The sequence below is a fragment of the Psychromonas sp. Urea-02u-13 genome, assembly GCF_002835995.1.
Taxonomy (GTDB): domain Bacteria; phylum Pseudomonadota; class Gammaproteobacteria; order Enterobacterales; family Psychromonadaceae; genus Psychromonas.
In genome coordinates, this window is record NZ_PJBZ01000049.1 from 16248 (window position 1) to 42304 (window position 26057).

Annotated in this window: 22 protein-coding genes and 1 other RNA gene; 14 read left to right on the top strand and 9 right to left on the bottom strand. The window is 39.3% G+C overall.

The window, feature by feature from the left end:
- The first annotated feature begins 76 nt into the window (after positions 1 to 76).
- Both CXF74_RS21925 and CXF74_RS07460 read left to right on the top strand, forming a co-directional pair.
- A complete protein-coding gene (locus tag CXF74_RS21925; protein WP_157822349.1) occupies positions 77 to 238 on the top strand; it encodes a hypothetical protein in 162 nt (53 codons plus the stop codon).
- Between the two features lie 141 nt (positions 239 to 379).
- A complete protein-coding gene (locus tag CXF74_RS07460) occupies positions 380 to 1666 on the top strand; it encodes an NAD(P)/FAD-dependent oxidoreductase (RefSeq protein ID WP_101081792.1) in 1287 nt (428 codons plus the stop codon).
- Positions 1667 to 1760: 94 nt separating this feature from the next.
- Here the strand turns inward: CXF74_RS07460 and CXF74_RS07465 are convergent, their stop codons facing one another.
- The 7 genes from CXF74_RS07465 to CXF74_RS07495 form a co-directional block, all read right to left on the bottom strand.
- The gene (locus tag CXF74_RS07465) at positions 1761 to 2225 is read right to left on the bottom strand and encodes a DUF2919 domain-containing protein (protein WP_101081793.1); all 465 of its coding nucleotides are present in this window, start codon (positions 2223 to 2225) and stop codon (positions 1761 to 1763) included.
- A gap of 230 nt (positions 2226 to 2455) precedes the next feature.
- Positions 2456 to 4285 (bottom strand): signal peptide peptidase SppA, encoded by a 1830-nt coding sequence (sppA, locus tag CXF74_RS07470; RefSeq protein ID WP_101081794.1) that lies wholly within the window; start codon positions 4283 to 4285, stop codon positions 2456 to 2458.
- A gap of 322 nt (positions 4286 to 4607) precedes the next feature.
- Positions 4608 to 5147, bottom strand: a complete 540-nt coding sequence (gene fabA, locus CXF74_RS07475; protein WP_101081795.1) for a bifunctional 3-hydroxydecanoyl-ACP dehydratase/trans-2-decenoyl-ACP isomerase — start codon at positions 5145 to 5147, stop codon at positions 4608 to 4610.
- Positions 5148 to 5234: 87 nt separating this feature from the next.
- Complete coding sequence (locus tag CXF74_RS07480) at positions 5235 to 6905, bottom strand: AAA family ATPase (RefSeq protein WP_101081796.1); 1671 nt, start codon at positions 6903 to 6905, stop codon at positions 5235 to 5237.
- Positions 6906 to 6980: 75 nt separating this feature from the next.
- Positions 6981 to 7370 carry a TraR/DksA family transcriptional regulator gene (locus CXF74_RS07485; protein ID WP_101081797.1) on the bottom strand — a complete coding sequence of 130 codons (390 nt, stop codon included), beginning with the start codon at positions 7368 to 7370 and terminating at the stop codon, positions 6981 to 6983.
- A gap of 163 nt (positions 7371 to 7533) precedes the next feature.
- The gene (locus CXF74_RS07490) at positions 7534 to 8310 is read right to left on the bottom strand and encodes a DNA repair ATPase (RefSeq protein ID WP_101081798.1); all 777 of its coding nucleotides are present in this window, start codon (positions 8308 to 8310) and stop codon (positions 7534 to 7536) included.
- 53 nt (positions 8311 to 8363) lie between these two features.
- Positions 8364 to 9086, bottom strand: a complete 723-nt coding sequence (locus tag CXF74_RS07495) for a sensor histidine kinase (protein WP_232772469.1) — start codon at positions 9084 to 9086, stop codon at positions 8364 to 8366.
- 116 nt (positions 9087 to 9202) lie between these two features.
- Between CXF74_RS07495 and cysB the strand changes: the two genes are divergently transcribed.
- Complete coding sequence (cysB, locus tag CXF74_RS07500) at positions 9203 to 10174, top strand: HTH-type transcriptional regulator CysB (RefSeq protein ID WP_101081800.1); 972 nt, start codon at positions 9203 to 9205, stop codon at positions 10172 to 10174.
- Here cysB and pabB read toward each other — a convergent pair.
- Entirely contained in the window at positions 10171 to 11595 is a 1425-nt protein-coding gene (gene pabB / locus CXF74_RS07505) for an aminodeoxychorismate synthase component I (protein ID WP_101081801.1), read from the bottom strand. The genes cysB and pabB overlap by 4 nt on opposite strands.
- Positions 11596 to 11700: 105 nt before the next feature.
- Between pabB and CXF74_RS07510 the strand changes: the two genes are divergently transcribed.
- The 6 genes from CXF74_RS07510 to lpxM all read left to right on the top strand — a co-directional run bounded on the left by CXF74_RS07510 (position 11701) and on the right by lpxM (position 18025).
- Entirely contained in the window at positions 11701 to 13242 is a 1542-nt protein-coding gene (locus CXF74_RS07510; protein WP_101081802.1) for a fumarate hydratase, read from the top strand.
- Positions 13243 to 13394: 152 nt separating this feature from the next.
- Positions 13395 to 14588 carry an amino acid aminotransferase gene (locus CXF74_RS07515; RefSeq protein ID WP_442965944.1) on the top strand — a complete coding sequence of 398 codons (1194 nt, stop codon included), beginning with the start codon at positions 13395 to 13397 and terminating at the stop codon, positions 14586 to 14588.
- Between the two features lie 70 nt (positions 14589 to 14658).
- Complete coding sequence (gene pssA, locus CXF74_RS07520; RefSeq protein WP_101081804.1) at positions 14659 to 16011, top strand: CDP-diacylglycerol--serine O-phosphatidyltransferase; 1353 nt, start codon at positions 14659 to 14661, stop codon at positions 16009 to 16011.
- Positions 16011 to 16796 carry a sulfite exporter TauE/SafE family protein gene (locus tag CXF74_RS07525; protein WP_198552813.1) on the top strand — a complete coding sequence of 262 codons (786 nt, stop codon included), beginning with the start codon at positions 16011 to 16013 and terminating at the stop codon, positions 16794 to 16796. The genes pssA and CXF74_RS07525 overlap by 1 nt, the downstream gene beginning before the upstream one ends.
- A gap of 126 nt (positions 16797 to 16922) precedes the next feature.
- Positions 16923 to 17020, top strand: an RNA gene (ffs, locus tag CXF74_RS07530) — signal recognition particle sRNA small type.
- A gap of 42 nt (positions 17021 to 17062) precedes the next feature.
- Positions 17063 to 18025 carry a lauroyl-Kdo(2)-lipid IV(A) myristoyltransferase gene (gene lpxM, locus CXF74_RS07535; RefSeq protein ID WP_101081805.1) on the top strand — a complete coding sequence of 321 codons (963 nt, stop codon included), beginning with the start codon at positions 17063 to 17065 and terminating at the stop codon, positions 18023 to 18025.
- 38 nt (positions 18026 to 18063) lie between these two features.
- Here the strand turns inward: lpxM and CXF74_RS07540 are convergent, their stop codons facing one another.
- On the bottom strand, positions 18064 to 18801 hold the full coding sequence (locus CXF74_RS07540) for a YciK family oxidoreductase (RefSeq protein ID WP_101081806.1): 738 nt from the start codon (positions 18799 to 18801) through the stop codon (positions 18064 to 18066).
- 130 nt (positions 18802 to 18931) lie between these two features.
- Between CXF74_RS07540 and sohB the strand changes: the two genes are divergently transcribed.
- The 5 genes from sohB (at position 18932) to truA (ending at position 26024) form a co-directional block, all read left to right on the top strand.
- On the top strand, positions 18932 to 19981 hold the full coding sequence (sohB, locus tag CXF74_RS07545) for a protease SohB (protein ID WP_101081807.1): 1050 nt from the start codon (positions 18932 to 18934) through the stop codon (positions 19979 to 19981).
- A 215-nt stretch (positions 19982 to 20196) separates the two neighbouring features.
- Positions 20197 to 22881, top strand: coding sequence for a type I DNA topoisomerase (topA, locus tag CXF74_RS07550; RefSeq protein WP_101081808.1), 2685 nt, complete (start codon positions 20197 to 20199; stop codon positions 22879 to 22881).
- 208 nt (positions 22882 to 23089) lie between these two features.
- The gene (locus CXF74_RS07555) at positions 23090 to 23584 is read left to right on the top strand and encodes a hypothetical protein (RefSeq protein ID WP_101081809.1); all 495 of its coding nucleotides are present in this window, start codon (positions 23090 to 23092) and stop codon (positions 23582 to 23584) included.
- Between the two features lie 9 nt (positions 23585 to 23593).
- On the top strand, positions 23594 to 24856 hold the full coding sequence (gene glgC / locus CXF74_RS07560) for a glucose-1-phosphate adenylyltransferase (RefSeq protein WP_101081810.1): 1263 nt from the start codon (positions 23594 to 23596) through the stop codon (positions 24854 to 24856).
- Positions 24857 to 25238: 382 nt separating this feature from the next.
- Positions 25239 to 26024: a tRNA pseudouridine(38-40) synthase TruA gene (gene truA, locus CXF74_RS07565; protein ID WP_101081811.1), complete on the top strand. Its 786-nt coding sequence runs from the start codon at positions 25239 to 25241 to the stop codon at positions 26022 to 26024.
- Positions 26025 to 26057: the final 33 nt, after the last annotated feature.

A 26057-nucleotide genomic window follows, 5' to 3' on the forward strand; every position in this document is an offset into this window, starting at 1 on the left:
ATAACCAGAGCAAGGCAACTTGTACCCATCTACGTCGTTATAAAATTTCGACTTAGAATAACTAGGCTTCAATTTTATGCCTAGTATCTCGGCACAATTTACCTTGCTGACTTTGCATCTTGAAGTAGCATGGGTATATACCCGTTATCAATTACGCATTTTGAATGATAACGGGCATTTAGGACAACATTCAGCTACCTTGTTATCAATTTGTAATTTAATTACTATCTCCTCTTAAAAACTCCCTCAATATTTAACAAATCTATTGCATTTGTAATAATATTACACTATTTTGTGATCTACATTTTTAGTCGATGTTTTGTTTCATTATCATTTTGTTATCAGAATAATAATGAAACTAAATATTAGAGGAAATACCATGAATAAGATCGTTATCGTAGGCGGTGGAGCAGGTGGCTTAGAATTAGCAACTGAACTGGGTAATAAACTAGGGAGAAAAGGCAAGGCGCATATCACTTTAGTCGATAAAAACAGCACACACCTTTGGAAACCCCTGTTACATGAACTTGCAGCTGGATCACTCGATGATGGTATCGATGCTGTCAGTTATCGCGCACATGCAAAAAACCATGGTTTTAATTTTAAACTGGCTGCATTAAAAGATATTGATCGCGAAAACAAACTAATTCACTTGGATAAATTGATTGATACCGATGGCACTCAAATTTTACCTGAGAGCAAATTAAATTATGATATTTTAGTCGTGGCATTAGGCAGTGTTAGTAACGACTTTAATACTAAAGGCGTGAGTGAGAACTGCATCTTTTTAGATAGTCCTCAACAGGCTAAAAAGTTTCACCATTTAATGCTTAATAAGTATTTACAATTAGGTGTACAAGAAACGAAACAAGTGAGTGTTGCGATTGTTGGTGCCGGTGCGACGGGTGTTGAGCTTTCTGCAGAGTTGTATAACTCTTTAGAGCAAGTATCGAGTTACGGTTTTGAACATATCAACAGTACCGATTTGAAAGTGAGCTTAGTAGAAGCGGGTGATAAAATATTACCGGCACTACCTGAGCGAATTTCAGGCTCTGCACATCAAGAACTATTAAAATTAGGCGTGGATGTACGCACCAAAACAATGGTGACAGAAGCGACTGATAAAGGTCTGTTGACTAAAAGTGGCGAGCTGATTGAAGCTGATTTAATTGTTTGGGCCGCCGGTATTAAAGCACCCAATTTCTTAAAAGATATTGCAGGGCTTGAAACGAATCGTATTAATCAGTTGGTTGTTAAAGCGACGTTACAGACAACGCTTGACGATACTATCTATGCTATTGGTGACTGTGCAAGTTGTGCATTACCAGGTGGTGGGTTCGTACCTCCACGCGCGCAATCTGCTCACCAAATGGCGTCTTTAGTGGCTAAGAATATTTTAGCGACACTGAAAGAAAAACCGTTATGTGAATATAAATATACGGATTATGGCTCTTTAGTCTCATTGAGTAACTACAGTACAGTAGGTAGCTTGATGGGTAATTTAATGAAAGGGTCGATGAAGATAGAGGGGCGCTTGGCGCGTTTAGTTTACATCTCTTTATACCGCATGCATCAAGTTGCGTTACACGGTTATGTTAAAACAGCATTAATGACTTTAGTAGAGCGTATTAACCGCATTTTACGCCCACGTTTGAAACTGCATTAATCTAAAGAAACTTTTATCTAGAGTGTAGGCGCATCAATGGCGAGCTACACTCTTATTTATTCGATACCACTTCATACTCATCAATTAATACCTGCTAACTGCCAACACGTTTAAAACTTGCCTTAAGATGTTTACCACGCACACACAATAATAGTAGCCAAATAACCAGCACGAGTTGTACCGATGCTTCTATCGAGTATTGGAATCGATCAAGGTAAAGGTAATAAAGCTGCAAAGCTAAATCGAAACAGATGCTTAACAATAAAAAGGGATAAGCATGTTGCCAAAGTTTACAGATGAACGGATGTTTATCGTGATCTCTCCCTGCTAAAAGAAATAATATAATTGCAATCAGCCCTGAGGTGAGCCCCAAATAAAAATGTGTTTTATCAGGATAGAAAATGGCTAATAGTTTATTACCCGTTTCGCGAGACGCGACTGATATGATCAGCAAAGCCCAGGTACGTGCTAAAAATAACAATCCATAATAGAAATAAGTCGGGGGCTTAAGATCGCCCGATTGTGTATAAAATTGCAGTGAAAATATTTTGATTGGCATGAAAGGCTCTTTGTTATGACTCATCATTGTTGATCGCGTTTCTGTTAATGCTCACCTAACGAGGTAAAAAGGTTAAGGCAGAAATAATAACTAAAGACAACCACGAAGCCACTGCGTTACACAGAGAACACGAAAAAGAGATTTAAGTTTCTTCTTCGTGCCTTCGTAGTTAATTGCTTTTGAACTTATTTAAGCTGCCTTACCGTGGCCTCTATTTATCTTAATTTTTGTTAGTTATTAATGAAACACATTGGGCAATACAGGTAATGTCCTTTGGGATCGTTAAAGGTCGTGATCAGCGTGGTCTGTTTTTGCACTGTGTCGAAAGCACTAAACAGAACAGGGTTTACTTGTAAGCTCTGGGGAATCATTTTTATGCCCGTCGAGAATATTTCGTTAACCAGCTGTTGTTTCGCTGAAATAGTTTTCTTGATAGGTTGGACTTTATAATCGCTCAATTTAGCCAAAGTAGCCGCTTGGTTAATCGCATCTTGCAATGAACCTAACTGATCAACTAAGCCTAATGATTTAGCATCAACACCCGTCCAAACACGGCCTTGTGCAACCTTGTCGACTTCTTCTAAGCTCATGCCCCGTCCTTCGCTTACAACGGATAAGAATTGCTTATAGCCACTTTCAATACCGAGTTGTAAAATTTCAGCAAGTGCCGGATCAAGCTCACGTGTAGGGTCGATGCTAGACAGTGGGCTAGTGCCGACACCATCGTTATAGATACCTAATTTATTGAGTGCTTTATCGACACTAGCAAACATGCCAAAGATACCGATCGAGCCGGTTAATGTCGTTGGTGACGCGATGAGATGGTCAGCGGCTGAGGCTATCCAATAACCGCCCGATGCACTCACACTGCCCATTGAAACAACGACTGGTTTACCGGCTGCTTTCAGGTCTAAAACATGTTGGCGAATTTTTTCAGAGGCAAATGCACTACCACCGGGGGTATCTAGGCGAATAACCACGGCTTTTACACGTTTATTTTTTAATGCGTTTTGTAATAATTTAGAAAAACTATCACCGCCAATGGCATTGCTCGCTTGGGTCCCGGCTAATATCTCTCCTTGGCCGTGAATCAGCGCGACCAGATCGTCAGTAATGTCTTGTTCATATAATGCGGGCATCGTACTTTGGTAATGCGTGTAACTTATCCATTGAGCATCATCTTGCTCCAGTTTTTTAAGCACTTTGTAACGTGGCAATAACTGGTCAACAAGGCCAACCTGCTGTGCATATTTTGCAGTGTTACCCTGCGCTTTTTTTAAGCCTTTATTGAGCTGAATCAGCGTCGGCGAAACGGATTGTGCGGTAATGTTGGTACCTTGACGCTGCGTGATGACGGTTTCAATGTAACCTTGCCAAAGTTGATTTAACCAATGCGAGTTTGCGATTTTACTGGCTTTAGACATCTGTTTATCTGTGAAGGGTTCAACAAATGATTTGAACGTGCCAACTTTAAAAATGTGCGGTGTAATTAATAGATTATCTAATAACTCTTTAAAATATAATCGATAAACAGAAAAACCCTGTAATAAGACCATACCTTGTGGATCTAAATAGATGTCATCAGCGTAACTGGCTAATAAATATTGGATTTGAGAGTAACTGTCTGCAGTGGCAACAATGTTTTTATTGTTTGATTTAAATTGATCAAGCGCGCGACCAATACTGTTAATATTATTGAGACTTGCACTCTGTAAACCAGAAAGATCTAATAAAATAGAATCCACTTTAGGATCATGCTGTGCATGGCGGATAACCTGTAAAACCTCATCAATGGCATATTCAGAGACTTTTTCATTATCACTCATTAATTGCTTTGAGAGCGCTGCTGAAAAATCAACGGGCTGTTTTTGCTCAACAATATTACCATTAAAATTTAGCTGTAAAATGCTGTTTTCGGCAATCGTCACTTGCTCATCTTCGCTACCTAAAGCCACGACAAAAATGAGTACAATAATAAAAAATATTGAATTAATAATAATTAAGCGTGTGATATTGAAAAGTTTTGCCGCTGCTTTAAAGAGTTTAAACAGTCCTTTCATTTTCATTCCTTTGAATAATAAATATTAATATCAATTCCATTAAGTATGAGATCTAAATTTTGCGTAGGAAAAACGGCTTAATTCAAGGCGTAAGTTGACGTTTTTCAAGGGATTAACTTCGTTAGCCCCTGTCGGAGAATTAAATTAAAGACTTTAATTCTTTAATGGTTATTCCCTTTACGAAATTTACAACGTAGAAGTAAGTTGTTTTAACAAGTAAAATAGATCCGCTATTTAGTGGAGTTGGTATAAAATGCACATAAAAATAAAGCACTGCCTACGGGGTAGGGAGTGCTTTTTACGGGTCATGATTTTTTAAAAATTAGAAACTTGTTGTATCAACAAATAAACCAACTTTAAGATCTTCTGCTGCGTAGATAACTTTACCATCTACTTCAACAACACCATCAGCAATACCCATTACTAAACGACGCATAATAAGGCGTTTCATTGTAATGCGGTAAGTTACTTTTTTAGCGGTAGGTAAAACTTGGCCTGTAAATTTAACTGCACCTACACCTAGTGCACGGCCTTTACCAGGACCACCGCTCCAACCTAGGAAGAAGCCAACTAATTGCCACATTGCATCAAGGCCTAAACAGCCTGGCATTACAGGGTCACCAGGGAAGTGACATTCAAAGAACCAAAGTGCTTTGTCAATATCAAGCTCAGCAACTAATTCGCCTTTACCGTGTTCACCGCCATCTTCTGTGATAGTGATAATACGATCTAGCATTAACATTTTATCAACTGGTAGTTGGCAATTGCCTGGGCCGAATAATTCGCCTTTACCACATTGAATCAGTTCTTCTTTAGTGTAAGAGTTTTTACCCAACTCTTTTTGGGATACAGTTTTTGTCATAGTCACTTTCTTATCTGAATGGAATTGCTGTTAATGAATTACTTTACAATGGCAAATAATGTCCGTTACTTTAGCTAACTATGCGATTTATCGCAACAAATTTAGACATTTTGTGACAAAGCTCGGTGGCTCATCATCATCCTCTTTGTGTAAAAAGAGGATACGTTTATTAATCATTTCTAGTACGGCTTCAAAGCTATGAGACATTGCATAAGGAAATGCCTCAAGCGAGTGTTGAATGGCATAAACCTTAATTTTTTGAGTGCTGATCAGATTTAATGTTTCTTTACTTAATATCAGGTTAATTTCATTCGCTTTAGGCATTAAGACGGTTACCGGTTCACTTAATAATCCAAGTGAAAATAAGCGTGTAATCGATTCGATTTTTTGGTTAATGCCACCAATCGCTAATACATTACCATGTTGGTCTAATGCACCCGTAACAAATAGGTTTTGTGCAATTGGTTTCTGTGCGTAACAGGAAGTCACCGCAAGCAAAATCGCTAATGATGCACTATCGCCATCGCTCTCTTGGTAAGATTGTTCAAACACAACATTACATGAGAAAGGGAAGTTAGCGACATGGGTGAAAAAGTGGTTTAAGTAACCTTGAACAATTAACGTGCTTTTGGCATGTATATTACCTGCAAGTTCCACTTTTCGTTCAACATCAATAATCTCGCCGTCGCCCATCATATCACTGGCTGAAATTCTAAAAATCTCACCAAATTCTGTTGGGTAACCCATCAATTCAACCACTGACAGGCCATTAATCTGTCCTATCATTTCACCTTGAAGTTGAATTTTTAACTGTTGTTCAACTAACGCTTGATCACTAAAGTTTTGCGCATTTGATTGTGCTTTATGCTGCAATGCTAATGCTTGTTCGATATGTGTCGCGTCAATAAACCCTTGAGTATTAGTATCTTGAACATACAACAAGTGTGCATAGGCTAACAGTGATTCCATAAATTGTGGTGAAAAAAGCAATTTATGTTGATGTTCACATTGTCGTGCTAGTTGCTCAAGTAACACTTTAAAAGCGTCGTTTGATAATGAGGCTAGTGCATTTTTCGCGACGAGACTGTGAATGTATTTTTGCAGTGATTTAATGTTATCAGGAGTGCTTTTAATATCACTGGTTAGTTCAGTAAATAATGAATTAATTTGTGAAAAATCAGGATCAATCTGGGTAAGTTCATCTAGTTGGTAACGATTAGCAACCAGTATGATTTTAGTTTTAAGTTTTTCACTAAACGAGTCAGGCAGGGCTGAATGTAATTTGTCGCTATTAACGGCTGCACTTTTAGGAATCTGCTCAGTTAATAGGAACGTTTTCAGCAAGAACCACAGTCGAGGATTAACTAATAAAGGGCTGATGTGTAACATCAAAATGCCATCTTTATAATTGAATATTTCACCCGGCACTGTTGATACGTGTTCTTTATTCAAGCTGTTAATGCGACCAAAAAGTCTTTCTTGGTCATAATCTTGTAGTGCTAACAACGGATTTTTACTGGTATTACACGCAGTAACGATGCTTTTCGCTGTCTGCCAATATTGTGCATTTAGGAACAGTAGTGGCATTGGCAATTTAAGAAAATGATTGATTCGTTGTACGGCGACAGGAAAAAGGTTGAGCCAATTTTGTTCACTCGGAATAGGCAATGCTAACTGTTCTGAAAAGTCAGTTGTGCACTGCGAAGGAGATAAACACGATAATGTCTGTGGAGTTGAAACTGAATTATTATTTGCCAAGGTGCAGACTCTAAGTAATTGAAGGTAAAATGCCCCTCCAATTATACACTGTAACTAATTGGAAACATAGGGCACTCATAATCGGTAGTTATTGTATCGCTGTTTTTGGTATTTAGCTTCACAATCCGGGCAACGTTGCGTGGTTGGATCACGCTCTAACAAGGCCTGTATTATTTCACTTTCACAATCTGAGCATAAACCGTACATACCTAGTTCTATACTCACTAATGACGCATCAATCTTTTTCAGTATTTCGATGTTTTTTGTTAACTCAGGGATATCCACTTTAAGCGTAAACTCGATCAGTTCATCCGTTGATAGGCGTGCTAAGTTTTTAACGGCAAGGTGGTGACTGATATGGCTAGAAGCATCAAAGATAGTATTGATCGTTAAGCGAACTTGAGCCTGCTGATCATCTAATTGTCCCTTAAATTGGACAAGTTGCTTTTCATTTAACTGCGACATAGCATTCTCATTGTTAGTTTAATTAATTTCGGCCAATACTCTGTAGTGGAGTATCAACCAATATTAATGAGAATATATCGACTTGGTAATGACGTAGGTCAATGTTTTTAATGGGTTGATCACTTTATGTTACTAATTTGATATAGATCAGTTAAAAAGCGCTTTACCATTTTTTCTTATCTTGGAAAAGTACGTCAAGATCGTTTTGTTTCTCAACATCTTTCGCTTTGATAGCCGCAAGCTCTTGGTCGTTATGCTCTACTAAGTAAGTTTTGATCTCAGCTTTAACGCTTAACAGTTGTGCTTGTTTCTTGTCTAAATAGCTATCTTTATCTGGAATACTGCTCAGAATTTTGACCAGTTTATTAATCATTTGATTCGCACTACCAAATTGTTTGACATTTTTAGCATCCATAATACGTTTGATACCGTTCTCAAGATTAATTTTTAACTGCATGATTTCTAAACGGTGATCCTCTGCCACAAAAATCTGCGTATTAATTTTTCCTTTAGCATGTTCTGAACGTAATACGGCACGAATTTTTTTAGTCACTTGTAATAGCGCCAGTGCTTCTTTATCGTTTTCAGGTGTGCGAAAAACACTTTCGTCTGGTGGCGTGTAATTGGCACGGACCTGTTGGATTTGTGCATCGGTGTTTTTTAGATGATCACGCACCGCATTGTTATTCGGTGAGCTTTTAAGCATCAACAACAGGGCATTACGAATACGATTTTGTAAAATTAGTAATAATGACTTACTAAACGGCATACGGGTTGCGTTTAACAGTAATTCATCAACTTCAGAAATAACGGCTCGTTGTTTACTGATCGCGATACGCTTCTCTGCTTCAATTTTTTGTTTGTATTGTTGCACGATGTTGTAACCTACCATTACAAAAAAGAGCAATCCAACGAGTGTTAAAATAATGGGGAATAGCATAAGTTCTCATTTAAAATATATAGACAAGTGAGTTAACGACAGCATAGTTTGCATTAAGGTAAGCGCAAGGTAAATATACTTCCGCATGATTGTTGTTTATTTTCCAATAAAATGTGACCTTGTAGTTGCTTACTTTTGTGTTCTGCTGCTATTTTCTTTGCAAATAATAGACCAAGTCCGCTTCTTCCTTTATTGGCATTAAAGTCTGCCTGGTTGTTTTCACTCACTGAAAGCATGTGTTGAGGATAACCATCTCCGTCATCTTCTACCTGTATATTGAGGTAATCATTTGCAAAAAATGCGCGCAACGTAATACGTGTTTTACTGTGGCGAAGTGCATTAACAAAAATATCACCGATTAAATAGGTGATTAAGTCTCTATCAAAATAACCCAATAACTCTTCATCGACCTCAAAATCGATTTTTATATCATGGCAGTTAAGATAAAGTTGGTTTTTATCAATAACTTCAACCAATACTTCTTTAACACTCTGTTCTTCAATATAAACAGGAAGTGAGTTCTGCTCATCGCGGTATAAGGCTAATAACTGCATCAGCGTGCCATTAATACGTGCGGTTTGATAATGCAAATCAGCAAAGTCTTTATGTTGTTTTACGCTTAAATTATCCGCGCTGTCTAAGGTTTCTATTGACTGTTGCAACATAAAAAGTGAATTTTTCATATCATGCGCACTAGTGGCTAAAATGGTACTGAAATCGAGTTTATCTTGGTTGTTCATGTCGTTTTCTCGTAAGCTGTTGTTGTGTTTGATCATAATGGTCATTTAAGTATTAATGCGTAGTGTATCAAACTATCACTGCGTATTTATTAGAACTCTGATAAACTTAAAATTATACCCTTATTAAAAATAGCATAACTATTGGCAAATATATGAAATTACAGCAATTGCGTTACATCGTTGAAGTGTTAAACCATAATCTTAATGTTTCAGCGACCGCTGAAAGCCTCTTTACATCACAACCTGGTATCAGTAAACAGGTGCGTATGTTAGAAGATGAATTAGGCATTCAGGTTTTTGAACGCAGTGGTAAACACCTTACACAGGTTACACCAGCAGGCAAAGAAGTCATTCGTTATGCGTCTGAAATATTAGGTAAAGTTGAGAGTATTAAATCGGTAGCGAGACAATACACGCAGCCTGATCAAGGCACGTTGAATATTGCCACGACACATACGCAAGCGCGTTATGCACTGCCTGAAGTTATTCAAGGCTTTATAAAGCGTTATCCGCAAGTTTCACTGCATATGCATCAGGGTACGCCAACGCAAATCAGTGAGTCTGTGGTTAAAGGTAAAACTGACTTTGCCATTGCAACAGAAGCGACGCATCTGTATCAAGATTTAATTATGCTGCCGTGTTATCACTGGAATCGTAGTGTGATCGTGCCCAAGGATCATCCTCTCGCTAAAATAAAAAATATCAGCGTAGAAGATATTGCCAAGCATCCTATTGTGACTTATATATTTGGCTTTACAGGGCGCTCTGAGTTAGATGAAGCGTTTAATGCTGCGGGTTTTACGCCTAACGTCGTGTTTACCGCCACAGATGCTGATGTGATCAAAACTTACGTACGTTTAGGTTTAGGTGTCGGAGTGGTAGCAAGTATGGCAATGGACGAAGATGATGACGATTTTTGTGTTATTGATGCTAGCCATATATTTAAATCAAGTACGACTAGCATCGGTTTTAGAAAAGGGTCTTTCTTAAGAGATTATATGTACGAGTTTATGGTGCGTTTTGCACCCCATTTAACGCGTCCATTAGTTGAAAAAGCGATTCAGCTTAAATATACCGACGAAGTTAATAAGTTATTTGCAGATATCGACTTACCTACTCGTTAGTCGCCGTTAGCATTTAACGCCTGTAGACAAGGCAGTATTTTACTGACCTTGTCAAAACACTCTTGATATTCAGCATCAACTTGAGAGTCGGCGACTAATCCGCCGCCAGCCCAACAATATATCTGACCCTCTACGCAAATAAGGGTACGAATCGCAATATTCATATCCATCTCACCATTACCATTAATATAACCAATACTGCCACAATAGCTTTGTCTACGATCAGGCTCTAATTCTGCAATTATTTCCATCGAACGTATTTTGGGTGCCCCGGTAATAGAGCCGCCTGGAAAACAAGCTCGTAATAAATCTTCAACTTGATGTGGTTTGGCTAAATGCCCTTTAACTGTGCTGACTAAATGATGCACGGCAGGGAAGCTTTCAACCTCAAATAAGCTCGGGACTTTTACGCTACCAGGTTGGCAAACTCGGCCTATATCATTACGTAATAAATCCACAATCATGAGGTTTTCACTGCGATCTTTTTCCGAGGCTTGCAATTGTAAACGGCTGTCTTTATCTAATATCGGGTCTTGAAAGCGCGGGCGCGTTCCTTTGATAGGTTTACTTTGCACAATACCGTTATCTAACTTTAAAAATCGCTCTGGTGATAAGGATAAAATACTTTGCTCTGGTAAACGCATGAACGCGGCAAAAGGAGGGCGGTTATCGGCGAGTAATGCTAGATAAGCTTGATACTCATCACCTTGATAGGTCGCGTTAAATCGCTGTGCAAGGTTAACCTGATAACAGTCGCCACTGAGGATGTAATCCTGAATTTTATTAAATTTTTGACAGTATTGCTGCTTAGTCATATTTGCTTGCCATTCACCAGACAAGGAAAAGGGCATTAATTTTACGGTGCTAACTGTTTTTTCCATTAACCAATCGTAGCGGTGCTGCCATTGTGCCTGCGCTGATAATGTTGAAAGTGCTGTCTGCTGGGTAACCAAATAAAAGCGGTCTGCTTTATGGTTGTATAAAAGCGCCCAATCATAGAAGCCGATACTTAACTCGGGTAAGGCTAAGGCTTTGGGATGCAGAGCATGTTTGATCTCTTCAAACTGGTAACCTAATTCGTAATTAATGATACCAAGTAGGCCACCTAGAAAAGGGAAATGTTCGTTACTTGAAGGGTGATTAAACAGCGCTAAACGCTTTTCATTCATTAACGTAAACGGGTCTGTAATATGTTGTTCACAAAGTTGCCCTTGCTGATAAGTACAAACGCCTGAACTTGACTGTAAGGTCGCAATAGGATCACTACTTAATATGGACCAGTGACTATCAACATGATCATTATCGGCCGACTCTAAAAAAATAGCCCATTTAACTTGGCTAAGTGTCGTTTTGAGAGACTCAAATTGCATTTTTGTTAATGTAATATCTTGAATTTGTATATTTGTAGGGCAGTTAGTCATATATATTCGAATTTAGGCAACAGTTTTGTAACAAATGGGTTGTGGTTTTTGCAGGGCAGATTACCATTCAATCGAATAGATATCAGCTACTTTTTGGAGTTTTACATGACCGTTATTAAACAGCAAGATTTTGTTAATAGTGTTGCAAGCGCACTACAGTTTATCTCTTACTATCATCCTCTCGATTTTATTGAGGCGATGGACAAAGCATATCAAATTGAAGAGAATCCAGCTGCCAAAGATGCCATTGCACAAATATTGATTAACTCACGTATGTCAGCCGAAGGCAAAAGACCTATCTGTCAAGATACCGGCATTGTCACTACCTTTGTGAAAATTGGTATGGACGTACGTTTTGAAAGTGATTTAACCGTACAAGAGTTGGTTGACGCCGGCGTACGTAAAGCCTATTTAGATCCTAGTAATCCGCTACGTGCTTCTATTGTCAGCGACCCTGATGGTGCGCGTAAAAATACTAAAGATAATACCCCTTCGGTTGTGCATGTTGAAATGGTACGCGGTAATACCGTGGAAATAATGATTGCAGCAAAAGGTGGCGGTTCTGAAAACAAAGCCAAAATGGCTATGCTGAACCCTTCTGATTCAATTGCAGACTGGGTAGAGAAAACCGTGCCAAGCATGGGCGCTGGTTGGTGTCCGCCGGGTATGTTAGGCATAGGTATTGGTGGTACGGTCGAAAAAGCGGCGATTATGGCAAAAGAATCATTAATGGAACCGGTTGATATTGTCGAACTTCAACAAAAAGCATTACAAAAAGATGTTGTGTTAACCAATGATGAAAAACTACGCCTTGAAATAATGAACAGAGTAAACGGCTTAGGTATTGGCGCACAAGGCCTTGGCGGTCTGACTACTGTGTTAGACATTAAAATTAAAAGTTGTCCAACACATGCGGCTTCTAAACCTGTGGTGATGATTCCTAATTGTGCCGCAACTCGCCATACACATTTCACCCTAGATGGAAGTGGCGAAGCGGAACTACATATTCCTAAATTGACTGATTGGCCTGAAATCACACGCGAAGCGGGTGAAAATACACATCGCGTTAATGTCGATGGGCTAAGTAAAGCTGATATGTCAGCTTGGAAAAGTGGCGATACTTTGTTGTTATCGGGGAAAATATTAACTGGTCGCGATGCTGCCCATAAAAAGATTCATGAACTTATCTCTTCAGGTAAAGGTTTACCTGAAGGTGTTGACTTTAAAGGGCGCTTTATTTATTACGTTGGGCCTGTTGATGCAGTCCGTGATGAAGTGGTCGGTCCTGCTGGGCCAACAACAGCGACACGTATGGATAAATTTACAGACTTTATGTTAGAAGAAACGGGTCTTTTAGGCATGATTGGTAAATCGGAGCGTGGTCAAGCGACGGTAGACTCAATTGCTAAACATAAATCAGTGTATTTAATGGCGGTGGGTGGGGCAGCTTATCTTGTTTCTAAAGCGATTAAAAAATCACGTATTGTGGCTTTTGAAGAGCTAGGAATGGAAGCAATTTACGAATTTGAAGTTGAAGATATGCCGGTGACTGTTGCCGTCGATAGTGACGGTAATAATGTGCATTCGCAAGGACCGGCTATTTGGAAAGCTAAAATTGCCGATTTAGACAAGAAATTGTCAGAATAAATTGATTGATAAAGTGTTGGGATGGTATAACAACACTTGAATCATATGTTTATATAAAAATGGGTTCGGCAATCTTTGCTTTACGCCGACCATGCGCTTATTTAGCATTACATTAAATAACATAAACACCATTGCCAGTTAATAAAGGAAGAATTATGTTTGAACAAGTAAGTATGGCGTCTGCTGATCCGATTCTTGGGTTAACAGATGCATTTAAAAAAGATGCACGTAGCGAAAAAATCAACCTAGGGGTTGGTATCTATAAAGATGAAAGTGGTCAAACACCTATTTTAGCAACGGTAAAAGAAGCAGAGAAGCGTCTACTTGCAACGGAAAAAACAAAAAGCTATCTAACCATTGAAGGTATCGCAGCCTACGGCGCTGCGGTACAAAAATTGTTATTTGGTGCTGATTCTGAAATTATTACTAGTAATCGTGCGCGTACAGCGCAAGTACCTGGCGGTACGGGTGCATTACGCACTGGTGCTGACTTTGCACGTAAAAAGTTAGGCATTAGAAGAATTTGGGTAAGTAACCCAACGTGGGCTAATCACGGTAATGTATTTACCACTGCGGGTCTAAGCGTTGCAAGTTATGATTATTACAATGCTGAAACAAAAGATTTAGATTTTGATGCAATGGTGGCTTCGCTACAAAACGTAGAAGATGGTGACTTAGTGCTTTTCCACGGTTGTTGTCATAACCCAACGGGTATTGATCCAACGATTGAACAATGGGAAATATTAGCTAAATTAATCGCTGATATAGGCGCTGTGCCTTTCTTTGATTTTGCATACCAAGGTTTTGCTAAAGGTATTGAGGAAGATGCACAGGGTTTACGTATCTTTGCTAAGTACAATAAAGAGCTTTTAGTGGCAAACTCTTTCTCTAAAAACTTTGGTTTATACAATGAACGTGTGGGTGGCATCACTTTAGTTGCAGAAGATAGCGACATTGCAGATGCAGCCTTTAGCCAGATTAAATCAGGTATTCGTTCTAACTATTCGAACCCGCCAGCACATGGTGCTGCTATTGTTACCACTATACTAGAAGACGCTGAGTTATACGCACAGTGGAATATAGAAGTGGCTGATATGCGTGTTCGTATTCAAGAAATGCGTGATCTTTTTGTCGCAACCTTAAAAGAAAAAGGGGTTGAGGGTGATTACAGTTTTATCAGCCGTCAAAACGGTATGTTCTCATTTTCTGGCCTAACGGTTGAGCAAGTAACACGTCTAAAAGATGAGTTTGCTGTTTACATCGTTGGCTCTGGGCGTATTTCTGTTGCCGGAATGACAAAAGATAATATGCAACCATTGTGTGATGCGATTGCGAAAGTAATCTAATTCCATATTACTAATGTAACTAGGGTTATCTTGTTTTATCAGGGTAGCCCTTTTCTATAAAATGAGTGCCATGAGTAGTCGAATAAATCAAAGTCTCGCTTTTTTAAATAACCTGCGCAAAATTCCGCTTGATGAGCAATCGGTTGATTGTCTATTCTCATCTAAATCTTTTAAAGCTGAACTGTTAACACAAATAGAAAAGGCTAAATACCGCATCTATTTAACCGCACTTTATTTAGAATCTGACGAAGCCGGTAGTGACATTTTAATGGCATTGTATGCGGCAAAAAAAGCGAATCCCGCATTAAATATCATTGTTTGCATTGACTATCATCGTGCACAACGTGGGTTAATTGGCGAGAAAAAAGCAACATCTACTAACGCATCCTGGTATCAAGAAATTGAAAAAGCACAGGGTCTTGGTGTTAAAATTATCGGTATACCTGTCAAACGGAAAGAACTTTTTGGTGTACAACACCTCAAAGGTTTTATCTTTGACGAACAAATTTTATATAGCGGTGCAAGTTTTAATAACATATATCTGCATCAAGAAGAGCGCTATCGTTACGATCGTTACTGGTTAATTCATAATGTGAAATTAGCCGACTCTATGGTTTCTTTTTTAAACAAAGAGATCATCAGCAGTGGGGCCGTTGCACGTTTAAATACAGATGTGATCACACCGATGAGCGAGCTAAAAGCCGCTCATAAAAAGCTCACCAGAAATCTAAAACAAGCACGCTTTGAGTATGAAGGTGAACGCACCTCTGATTGTTTGGCGGTGACACCCCTTTGTGGCTTAGGGACGCGTAATAATAAATTGAATAAAACTATTCGTAAGTTATTACAAAGTGCGCAACAAGAAATAGTGATCTTCACACCCTATTTTAACCTTCCGACCGCCATTGAACGTGATATCGGTGCGCTGTTAAAACGTGGGGTCAAATTATCTATTGTAGTGGGTGATAAAACCGCTAACGATTTTTATATTCCTAAAGATAAACCTTTCCGTACGATTGGCGCGTTACCTTATCTTTATGAAACCAATTTAAAACGTTTTGCGACTAAGCATCAAAAAATGTTGCAGTCAGGACAGTTAAAACTCAACCTGTGGTTACATGATCAAAACAGTTTCCATCTTAAAGGTCTGTATGTTGATAATCGCTTTATGATGTTAACGGGGCACAATTTAAACCCAAGAGCGTGGCGATTAGATGTAGAAAATGGTTTGCTGATTGACGATCCTAAGCAACAATTAAAGCCGTTAATCGACAAAGAATCACAACAGATATTTGCCAATACCTTGCTAATTACTGACCCAAGTCAGTTACAAGGGGTCAACAATTATCCTGATCACGTTAAAAAAATAATAGTACGCATGCGTCGTACTAAAGCAGATAGAATCGTCAAAGGCATCATTTAATGATGATGCTGCTAGGTTATATTTTACTTGGCGCGGTGGCGGGGTTAATTGCGGGTGTTTTTGGATTAGGTGGGGGCATTATCATTGTGCCCGCACTGATTTTTACTTTTAGTTACCTTCACTTTCCTCCCGAAGTATTAACCCACATTGCTGTTGGCACCTCCCTCTCTACTATTATTTTTACCTCTCTCAGCGCTATCTATGTACACCATAAAAAACAAGCTATCTATTGGTCGTTAGCAGTGAAACTGAGCATCGGTATGTTATTTGGGGGCTTGATAGGGGCTTATTTTGCTGAAATGGTCTCCGGTCCACTATTACAAAAAGTGTTTGCGCTGTACAGTTTAACAGTTGCTTTCCAAATGTGGACATCGTGGAAACCTAAAGGGGCACTGGTCTTACCAAAAACCTTCGGGCTGGCTACTTTAGGCACTGCTATTGGCAGTATCTCAGGCCTTTTTGGTATTGCAGGGGGCTCTTTAGTGGTACCGATATTAACTTTGTACCGTATAAAAATAACCAATGCCATCGCAACGTCTGCGCTGACCGGTTTTCCGATCGCACTTTCAGGCACTATCGGTTATCTGTTAACAGGATGGAACAATAATAACTTACCCGAATACAGCCTGGGTTACGTTTATTTGCCCGCAACATTAGGTATTATTATTAGTAGTACTATTTTTGCCAAGGTGGGTGCGAAGCTTGTTCATCAATTACCGGCAGATAAATTAAAAAAATCCTTCTCTATTGTATTATTATTAGTCGCTATCAAACTGTTTTTTTAGCGTTTTGTTGTTTAATTAAGCAGTCGAACTATAAACTGTAAATAGCAGTTGATCTCGTTGTTTAGATACGTATAATTCATCACATCAAGTCGGCACACAGACTTGATAACAGTGACAATGGTAGGCTTCTTGGTTCCTCGCATTGATAACTTATTAACCTGGTCAGAGCCGGAAGGCAGCAGCCATAGTAAGTGATTCAAGTGCCGAGGGTTTGCTGGGGAGTCTGCCACCCACCTCCTCATTCTTAGCTTGTCAAAGGCCTAAAAATGATTCAGTACAAATCTAGTTTCGATACATCTCTAAAATTAAAACACCTACATCCAAAATATTGGGTAACCTGGTCGTTATTATTTCTATTATTCTTATTTAGTTTTTGCCCCATTCGATTACGCGATCGTTTTGCAGCACTTGTCGCTAAATTTATTTATACTAAAAAATTCTTAAACAAGCGAAAAAAAATTGCTTTTATAAACCTCGGTTTATGTTTTCCTGAATACAGTGAAGAAGATAAAGACGCATTAATGCGTAAAAACATAAAAGCCATTGCACAGATATCATTATCGCTGGGTGAGCTTTTCTTTCGTAGCCATAAACATATTCTATCGCGCAGCCATGTTGTCGGTGAAGAACATATTATCGCCGCTGAAAAAGCCGGTAAATCCATTATCTTCTTAGGCCCGCATTGTTATGGTTTAGATTTTGGTGGTATTGCTGCTATCAATGCACGCGGTTACCCACTTTCAAGCATGTTTAAAGATTATAAAAACCCTATCTTTGATTGGTTTGTTACACGCTACCGTACTCGTTTTACCCATTTAAGTGGTAAAGGTGCACTTTATCACCGCAGTGAAGGCTTAAAACCTGCCATTAAAAGCTTGCGTGATAAAACCCATTTTTATTATTTACCCGATGAAGATCACGGCCGTGAAAACAGTGTATTTAGTGATTTTTATGGCACCCAAAAAGCAACCTTGCCTATGATCGGCCGATTGGCTAAATTAGGTAAAGCCGTGGTTATCCCATTTTATACGTCATACAACGAAAAAACGGCAAAATACGATGTGTTTTTCCATGCGCCGTTGACCGAGATTCCGAGCGGCGATGAACTTGAAGATACTAAGATTATGAACCGTGCGATTGAAAAGTTGATTGATGAAGATCGTAGCCAGTATATGTGGGCGCTAAAGTTATTACGCACGCGGCCGATTGTTGGTGAGAAAATATATTAAAAAAACTCAGGCTTGCCTGAGTTTTTACTTTTTAGTGCTTATTGTGCGTTAATACGCTGTCCGGTCACTGCGATGCTGTCATCACTTAACAAGTAAAGGTAAGTGGGCATAATCTCTATTGGCGTTTTTAATAATGACGTGTCTTCGCCCGGAAATGCATTTGCACGCATTCCTGTACGGGTTGCCCCTGGATTAATCGCATTAAAGCGTAACGTACTGTTTTCAAATTCATCGGCCAGTGTTTGCATCATGCCCTCTGTTGCAAATTTAGAGACACTATAAGCGCCCCAATAAGCTCTTCCTGAATTACCTACACTTGAGGTCGTGAAGATCGTTGAAGCATGCTCTGCAAGCGCAAGTACCGGTATTAATGCTTTAGTTAACATAAACTGTGCCGTGAGATTGGTTTGTATTACTTCATCCCAGGTGGATTTTTCAATTTGAGCAAAAGGGCCTAATACACCTAACTGGCTCGCGTTATGTACTAGCGCATCTAATTTACCGTATTCGCGTTTAATCGTATCTGCTAAGTCTGCGTAATGTGTTTCGCTTGCGCCATTAAGGTCAACGGGTAAAATTGATGCCTGTTGTTTACCTAACTTTTCAATTTGATCATAAACGGCTTCTAATTTCTTGACGGTTTTGCCCAGTAAAATAACCGTTGCGCCTTGTTCAGCACATTGCAGTGCCAAGGTCTTACCAATACCATCACCAGCGCCGGTAATTAACACCGTCTTGTTGATTAAACCGTCTGTTTGAGCTTGATATTCTTTCATAAACTTTCTCATTGAACTTAAATTAGACGAATAGTAACTTTTTTTCGCTAAAAGACTCAAACTCTTTTGTGCCTGAGCGAAGTTTTTGTCATGATATGCCACATTAATCTTAAACTTTAGGGATAACACTGTGGAATTTTTATTTGAATATGGCCTGTTTCTTGCCAAAGCGATCACCTTTGTGGTCACTGTTGCTGCACTTTTAATCATTGTTATCGCATTGACGAGTAAGCAAAAAACCAAAAAAGGTGAAATCGAATTAACTGATATTTCTGAGCAATTAAAAGAAACTAAAAAATCGATTGAAGAACAATTATTGTCAGCGCCTTTATTAAAAGCACGTCAAAAGAAAGACAAAAAAGCAGAGAAAGAGAAAGTAAAACTTGCTAAAAAACTGGCTAAAGATGGCGAAGAAGCTGCATCACTTGCACAACTATATGTGCTTGATTTTAAGGGCAGTATTGATGCCAAAGAAGTGAGTTCATTACGTGAAGAAATTACCGCTATTTTGTCCGTGGCGAGTGACAAAGACGAAGTGTTTGTACGCCTTGAAAGTGGCGGTGGCATGGTCCATGGATATGGATTAGCCGCGTCACAACTACAACGTTTAAAAGATAACAATATTCCGTTAACTATTGCGGTTGATAAAGTGGCGGCTAGTGGCGGTTATATGATGACTTGTATCGCTGATAAAATTATCTCTGCTCCCTTTGCTATTTTGGGATCTATTGGTGTTATCGCGCAAATTCCAAACTTTCATAAAGTATTAAAAAAGCACGATATTGAATTTGAACAACTGACTGCTGGCGATTACAAACGTACATTAACCATGTTTGGCGAAAATGACGACAAAGGGCGTGCTAAATTCAAACAAGAATTACAAGAGACACACGACTTATTTAAAACTTTTGTGAGCGATCACCGTCCATCAATTGATATTGAAAAAGTGGCAACGGGTGAGCATTGGTATGGTTTGCAAGCGATTAAACTAAACCTAGTTGATAAGATTTCAACCAGTGATGATTACTTACTATCACAATTAGATAATCGTCATATTGTACAAATCAAATATACACAACGTAAAAAGTTAGCCGATAAATTTGGCCAGAGTGCTTCATTGGCGTTTGAAAACAGTTTATTAAAATTAATGCAGTTAAATGTAAGCCGACTATTCAAATAAGCGACTGTTTAATTATTAAATAATATGACTGCTTATTGAACAGATAAGTGAGCCAACTATCATTTAGTTGGCTTTTTTATCTCATTTTAAGCGCTTATTTAAAATATAAGTTGCTATTCCCGTTGTCTTTGGCTTATATAAAAAGGAAATTCAATGGATGAATCAAAATTAGCGTCGTACCTCCCAATCATGACTATCTTAGGGCTAGAAGAATTATGAGCAAATCTCTTGTTATTGTGGAATCACCTGCAAAAGCAAAAACTATCAATAAATATCTTGGTAAAGACTTTATTGTAAAATCCAGTGTGGGCCATATCCGTGATCTTCCGACCAGTGGTAGTGCGAAACAAACAATTGATGCGAAGAAGAAAAAATCTCTCGCAGGCATGACGCCAGCTAAAAAAGCAAAAGAACAAGCAAAAAGGGCACAAGAAGCACTTGTGACTCGCATGGGGATCGATCCTAATAATGGCTGGAAAGCACATTATGAGATTCTACCGGGCAAAGAAAAAGTGGTTGCAGAGCTACAAAAATTAGCTAAAGACGCACCTACTATCTATCTCGCGGCCGATTTGGATAGAGAAGGGGAAGCAATCGCTTGGCATTTAAAAGAGATTCTAGGCGGTGATGAAAGCAAATATCAACGTGTTGTATTTAATGAAATAACAGAATCTGCTATTCAAGAAGCGTTTAAAAATCCCACTGAACTCAATTTAAACAGCGTTAAAGCCCAACAAACACGTCGATTTTTAGATCGTGTAGTTGGTTTTATGGTCTCTCCTTTATTGTGGAAAAAAGTAGCACGCGGCTTATCTGCCGGACGAGTGCAGTCAGTTGCTGTGCGCTTATTAGTTGAACGTGAACGTTTGATTAAAGCGTTTAACCCTGATGAATATTGGGATTTACACGCAGAAACACAAAGCAGTAATAAAACAGAATTACGCTTGGAAGTTTTTAAAGAAGACGGCAACGCCTTTAAACCAACGACTGAAGCGCAAACAACCAAAGCGGTTAACGTATTAAAAACGGCACAGTACAAATTACTGTCTCGTGAAGATAAACCCACTAAAAGTAAAGCAAGTGCGCCTTTTATCACTTCAACATTACAACAAGCGGCGAGTACTCGTTTAAGTTTTGGCGTGAAAAAAACCATGATGTTAGCGCAGCGTTTATATGAAGCCGGTTACATCACTTACATGCGTACGGATTCTACCAATCTAAGTAAAGATGCGGTTGCGTCGGCACGTGAATATATCAGCGCTGAGTTTGGTGCAAACTATATTCCAGAAGAGCCTGTTACTTTTAGTAGTAAATCAGGCGCTCAAGAAGCCCATGAAGCGATTCGTCCTTCAGACGTGACTCAGCTGGCCGCTTTGCTAAACGGCGTTGACCGTGATGCAATGCGCTTATATGAGCTTATCTGGCGTCAGTTCTTGGCATGTCAAATGTTACCTGCGCTTTATGATGCCTCAACCTTAGTGGTGGAAGCGGAGAATTACCTGTTACGTGCTAAAGGCCGTACCTTACGTTTTGCTGGTTGGACAAAAGCGCAACCTGTGGCGAAAAGTAAAGTAGATGACGTACATTTACCTGATTTAGCGATTGGCGAGATCCTTGATCTTGTTGAGCTTGAGCCAAAACAGCATTTCACTAAACCGCCTGCACGTTTTACTGAAGCTGCACTTGTGAAAGAGCTTGAGAAAAAAGGCATTGGCCGTCCATCTACCTATGCAAGTATCATCTCAACGATTCAAGATCGCGGTTATGTAAAAGTAGACAAACGTCGTTTTTACGCGGTTAAAATGGGCGAGATTGTCAGTGATCGTCTGACCGAGAACTTTGTTGAATTAATGAGTTACGACTTTACTGCTGAGATGGAAGGTAACCTTGATGCGATTGCAGAAGGTAAAGCCGACTGGGTTGCTGAATTAGATCGTTTTTACGCCGGTCTGGTCAAATTACTTGAAAAAGCAGAATTACCTGAAGACGAAGGTGGCATGCGCCTTAACGAACCCGTTGCTATTAAAGAAGTGCGCTGTCCTACTTGTGAACGTGAAATGGGTATTCGTACCGCGTCTACGGGTGTGTTCTTAGGCTGTTCAGGTTATGCATTACCGCCTAAAGAGCGTTGTAAAACAACAATTAACTTAGTGGATGGCGAAGAAGTAGAAGATATTCTCAGTAATGAAGATCTTGAAACGGCAGCCCTGATGGCTAAGAAACGTTGTCCTAAATGTGACATGGCAATGGACAGCTACTTAATCGACGAAACACGTAAGTTACATGTTTGTGGTAATAACCCAATTTGTGATGGTCATGAAGTTGAAACTGGCGAGTTTAAAATCAAAGGTTACGACGGCCCGGTTGTTGAATGTGACAAGTGTGGCAATGACATGCAGCTCAAAGATGGCCGTTTTGGCAAGTACATGGGTTGTACTAACGAAGAGTGTAAAAACACACGTAAGATTCTACGCAGTGGTGAAGTTGCACCACCTAAAGAAGATCCGGTTCATCTTGAAGAGTTAGGTTGTGAGCAAAGTGATGCCTACTTTATTCTTCGTGATGGCGCCTCTGGTATCTTCTTAGCTGCCAGCACCTTCCCACGTTCACGTGAGACACGTGCGCCACAAGTTGCAGAATTAAAACGTTTTAAAGACCGTATTTCTGAAAAGTTTTATTATTTATCAGAAGCACCAGAGGTGGATCCTGCTGGGAATCCTGCTGTTATTCGTTATAGCCGTAAAAACAAAGAGCAATATGTCATGACAGAAATTGACAAAAAAGCGACAGGTTGGACTGCTAAATACGTAGGTGGCGAACTGAAAGACAAAGTATTGTCTGGTGGTAAGTGGGTTGAAGAACAAACTAAAAAACGTGCGGTAAAGAAAAAAGAAGAATAATCATTAATTGATTGTTAGCAATACTCAAATCAAGGTAGCGAAAGCTACCTTTTTTGATCCCGCCTGTAAATTCCTATGTGAGCTACCGCATAGAAAAAAAACTCAAACAGGTCATTATTTGACCTGATTCAAACTTTTAAAACTGCATCAATAATGTTTCAAATTATTAATCTAATTTTAGATTAATAATTTTTTATTGAGAAAATTTATGCCTATCTATTCCTTGTTAAGTGAATTAGACCGCAAGGTCATTCTATTCACCTATGAACAACCCAAAAATAGTAAAAAGCGACTACTCAATGGCTTGCTAAACGAGGAGTACCGCGCTTTTATCATTACCGAAGGCGAGTACATTCTTTGGGAGTTAGAAAAGCGTAAATTGCTTGAAGCTGAAATTATTGCCCATGCATGGCTGGTCACTTCGATTAAAAATGATTCATTAGTTTTCAATTTCCAAGATCAACACCGTTTAACGGTGAGTAGCTTGTTTGATGATGAGCAGTGCGATGGTCAATGGAAATTAGAACATGGCATATTAAAAGTGCGCTTTGAGTATCAAGGTCAAGGCTACGACATTAATATTATTGCTAATAACAACCGCTCAATACATTCTGCACTGCAAATAATCGATAATAAAAGTGTCGATTTATTAAAAGTTGCACCGATTAGTCATGCCAAATACGGCAAAGCATTATTGGATTAAGAGGTGTCAATGTCACAACATATTGGATTAATAACACGCGATACGATTGCTTTAATACTCGCAGGGGGAAAGGGCAGTCGTCTAAAGCAGCTAACAGAAGATCGTGCAAAACCAGGGTTGCCCTTTGGTGGTAAGTATAAAATCATTGATTTTACGTTATCAAACTGTATGAACTCGGGGATTCGCCGTATTGATGTATTAACACAATATAAATCCTCAGAGCTGTTGAGCCATGTTCAAAAAGCCTGGAGTCGCATGCCATGGGAACTCGGTGAATATGTCAATATCGTGCCTGCTCAGCAACAAATCGGCGACCTTTGGTATCGTGGCACTGCGGATGCGGTTTATCAGAACCTTAAACAACTGCGTAAGCAGCATTGTAAGTATGTATTAATTCTGGGCGGCGATCATATCTACAAAATGGATTACAGTCGCATGTTGCGCCGACACGCTAAAAACAAAGCGGATATCTCCATTGCAACCATCCCTGTTAATTGCAAAAGCGCGAGTGCATTTGGGGTGTTAAATACCGATAAAGAGATGCGTGTGATCGATTTTGTTGAGAAACCCGAAAACCCACCTGAAATGGCAAGTCTGCCTGGAAAATCGTTAGTCTCGATGGGCGTTTACATTTTTAACTTTGATATTTTGGAACAACTATTACTTGAAGATGCTTGCTTAGATGTTTCACAACATGATTTTGGTTATAACATTATCCCTAAAGCGATTAATGAACATGCGGTATATGCCTATATTTTTGATGCAGATGGTTGTGCGGATGTACAAGCTTACTGGAAAGATGTGGGTACCATTGATCAATATTTCTCGGCTAATTTAGATCTGGTGCAAGTAGAGCCTGAGCTGAATCTTTACGATAAACATTGGCCTATTTATTCATTCCAAGAACAGTTACCGGGAGCAAAATTTATATTTGACCAAGAAAGTTGCCGTGGGCAAGCGGTTGACAGTGTTATCACCGCGGGCTGCATTATTTCTGGCGCGAGCGTTAAAAAATCATTGTTATCCACCTGTGTCACCGTAGAGCGACACAGTGAATTAGAGCGCTGTGTTATTTTACCGAATGTCAGTATTGGACGACATTGTAAATTGTTAAACGTACTGGTTGTCGAAGATTGTATTATTCCTGATGGTTTTACTATTGGTTATGACTTAGAAAGTGATAAAAATTACTATGAAATATCAGAAAGTGGCGTGATATTAGTCACTCAGGCAATGATTGATAATTTTTTAAAAATTGAGCATGGAGGTTAATATACCCATGCTACCTCAAAATACAAAGTCAGCAAGGCAAGTTGAGTTGATATACTAGGCATAAATTTGAAGTATAGTTTTCTACATTGAAATTTTATAACAACGTAGATTAATACAACTTGCATTGCCCTACGGGGCGCTATCTCGATTCTTATCAAATTATGGCACCCCAGCGTTGCAACAATCAAAAAGTGAATACAATAAAGATTAAAGTGTTTTTTTATCTTACCGATAGAAGGTTAACGGAGTTAACCGTTCGAAAGGTTACCTCATGGTGCGCCTTGCTCTGTTTTACGATATAGCGCCTGACAAAGCATTTTGTGGTTGTATGGGTATACAGAAGCGGTATACTGCATTTTTCGAAATGTCAGGGTGAACAACGATGCGCATTGCATTAGGTATTGAATATGATGGGGCTGCTTATTACGGTTGGCAACGCCAAAAAGACGTTATGTCGGTACAGCAGAAATTAGAAGAAGCACTTTCACTTATTGCTAATCACCCGGTGACAGTCAATTGTGCAGGTCGAACTGATTCAGGTGTTCATGGCACTGGACAAGTTGTCCATTTTGAATCCGATGCGATTCGTAAAGACGTTGCTTGGACATTAGGTGTTAATGCAAACCTACCCGATGATATTGCCGTACGTTGGGTAAAACAGGTTGATGAAGACTTTCATGCGCGATTCAGTGCAACAGCAAGACGCTACCGTTACATTATTTATAATGGCTCATTTCGCCCTGGTATTCTTGGCAGTGGTTTAAGTCATTATCATCACACCTTAGATGAACAGCTCATGCAAGAAGCAGGTCAGCACATCGTTGGCGAGCACGACTTTACTTCATTTCGTGCATTGCATTGTCAAGCTAATACCCCAACACGTACGATTGAATTCTTGAATGTAACCCGCCGTGCTAACTTTATTATTATCGATATTAAAGCGAATGCTTTTTTACACCATATGGTGCGTAATATTGCCGGCAGTCTTATTGAAGTGGGCCGTGGGAAAAAGCCTGTTGATTGGTTAGGTAAACTTCTGCCGATTAAGGATCGCTCAAAAGCAGCTGCCACAGCAAAACCAGGGGGACTGTATTTAGTTGAGGTGGATTACCCTGAGCACTTTGCATTACCCAAACCTGCGATTGGTCCATTATTTTTAGAGATGTAATTAATTATTACATACGCTAAGTATTTTGTATTA

What these genes read in the sequence shown, in the direction of transcription:
- CXF74_RS21925 (WP_157822349.1), top strand. Translation starts at nt 77, where the DNA reads ATGCCTAGTATCTCGGCACAATTTACCTTGCTGACTTTGCATCTTGAA.
- CXF74_RS07460 (WP_101081792.1), top strand. Translation starts at nt 380, where the DNA reads ATGAATAAGATCGTTATCGTAGGCGGTGGAGCAGGTGGCTTAGAATTA.
- CXF74_RS07465 (WP_101081793.1), bottom strand. Translation starts at nt 2,225, where the DNA reads ATGCCAATCAAAATATTTTCACTGCAATTTTATACACAATCGGGCGAT.
- sppA (WP_101081794.1), bottom strand. Translation starts at nt 4,285, where the DNA reads ATGAAAGGACTGTTTAAACTCTTTAAAGCAGCGGCAAAACTTTTCAAT.
- fabA (WP_101081795.1), bottom strand. Translation starts at nt 5,147, where the DNA reads ATGACAAAAACTGTATCCCAAAAAGAGTTGGGTAAAAACTCTTACACT.
- CXF74_RS07485 (WP_101081797.1), bottom strand. Translation starts at nt 7,370, where the DNA reads ATGTCGCAGTTAAATGAAAAGCAACTTGTCCAATTTAAGGGACAATTA.
- CXF74_RS07490 (WP_101081798.1), bottom strand. Translation starts at nt 8,310, where the DNA reads ATGCTATTCCCCATTATTTTAACACTCGTTGGATTGCTCTTTTTTGTA.
- CXF74_RS07495 (WP_232772469.1), bottom strand. Translation starts at nt 9,086, where the DNA reads ATGATCAAACACAACAACAGCTTACGAGAAAACGACATGAACAACCAA.
- cysB (WP_101081800.1), top strand. Translation starts at nt 9,203, where the DNA reads ATGAAATTACAGCAATTGCGTTACATCGTTGAAGTGTTAAACCATAAT.
- pabB (WP_101081801.1), bottom strand. Translation starts at nt 11,595, where the DNA reads ATGACTAACTGCCCTACAAATATACAAATTCAAGATATTACATTAACA.
- CXF74_RS07510 (WP_101081802.1), top strand. Translation starts at nt 11,701, where the DNA reads ATGACCGTTATTAAACAGCAAGATTTTGTTAATAGTGTTGCAAGCGCA.
- pssA (WP_101081804.1), top strand. Translation starts at nt 14,659, where the DNA reads ATGAGTAGTCGAATAAATCAAAGTCTCGCTTTTTTAAATAACCTGCGC.
- CXF74_RS07525 (WP_198552813.1), top strand. Translation starts at nt 16,011, where the DNA reads ATGATGATGCTGCTAGGTTATATTTTACTTGGCGCGGTGGCGGGGTTA.
- lpxM (WP_101081805.1), top strand. Translation starts at nt 17,063, where the DNA reads ATGATTCAGTACAAATCTAGTTTCGATACATCTCTAAAATTAAAACAC.
- CXF74_RS07540 (WP_101081806.1), bottom strand. Translation starts at nt 18,801, where the DNA reads ATGAAAGAATATCAAGCTCAAACAGACGGTTTAATCAACAAGACGGTG.
- topA (WP_101081808.1), top strand. Translation starts at nt 20,197, where the DNA reads ATGAGCAAATCTCTTGTTATTGTGGAATCACCTGCAAAAGCAAAAACT.
- CXF74_RS07555 (WP_101081809.1), top strand. Translation starts at nt 23,090, where the DNA reads ATGCCTATCTATTCCTTGTTAAGTGAATTAGACCGCAAGGTCATTCTA.
- glgC (WP_101081810.1), top strand. Translation starts at nt 23,594, where the DNA reads ATGTCACAACATATTGGATTAATAACACGCGATACGATTGCTTTAATA.
- truA (WP_101081811.1), top strand. Translation starts at nt 25,239, where the DNA reads ATGCGCATTGCATTAGGTATTGAATATGATGGGGCTGCTTATTACGGT.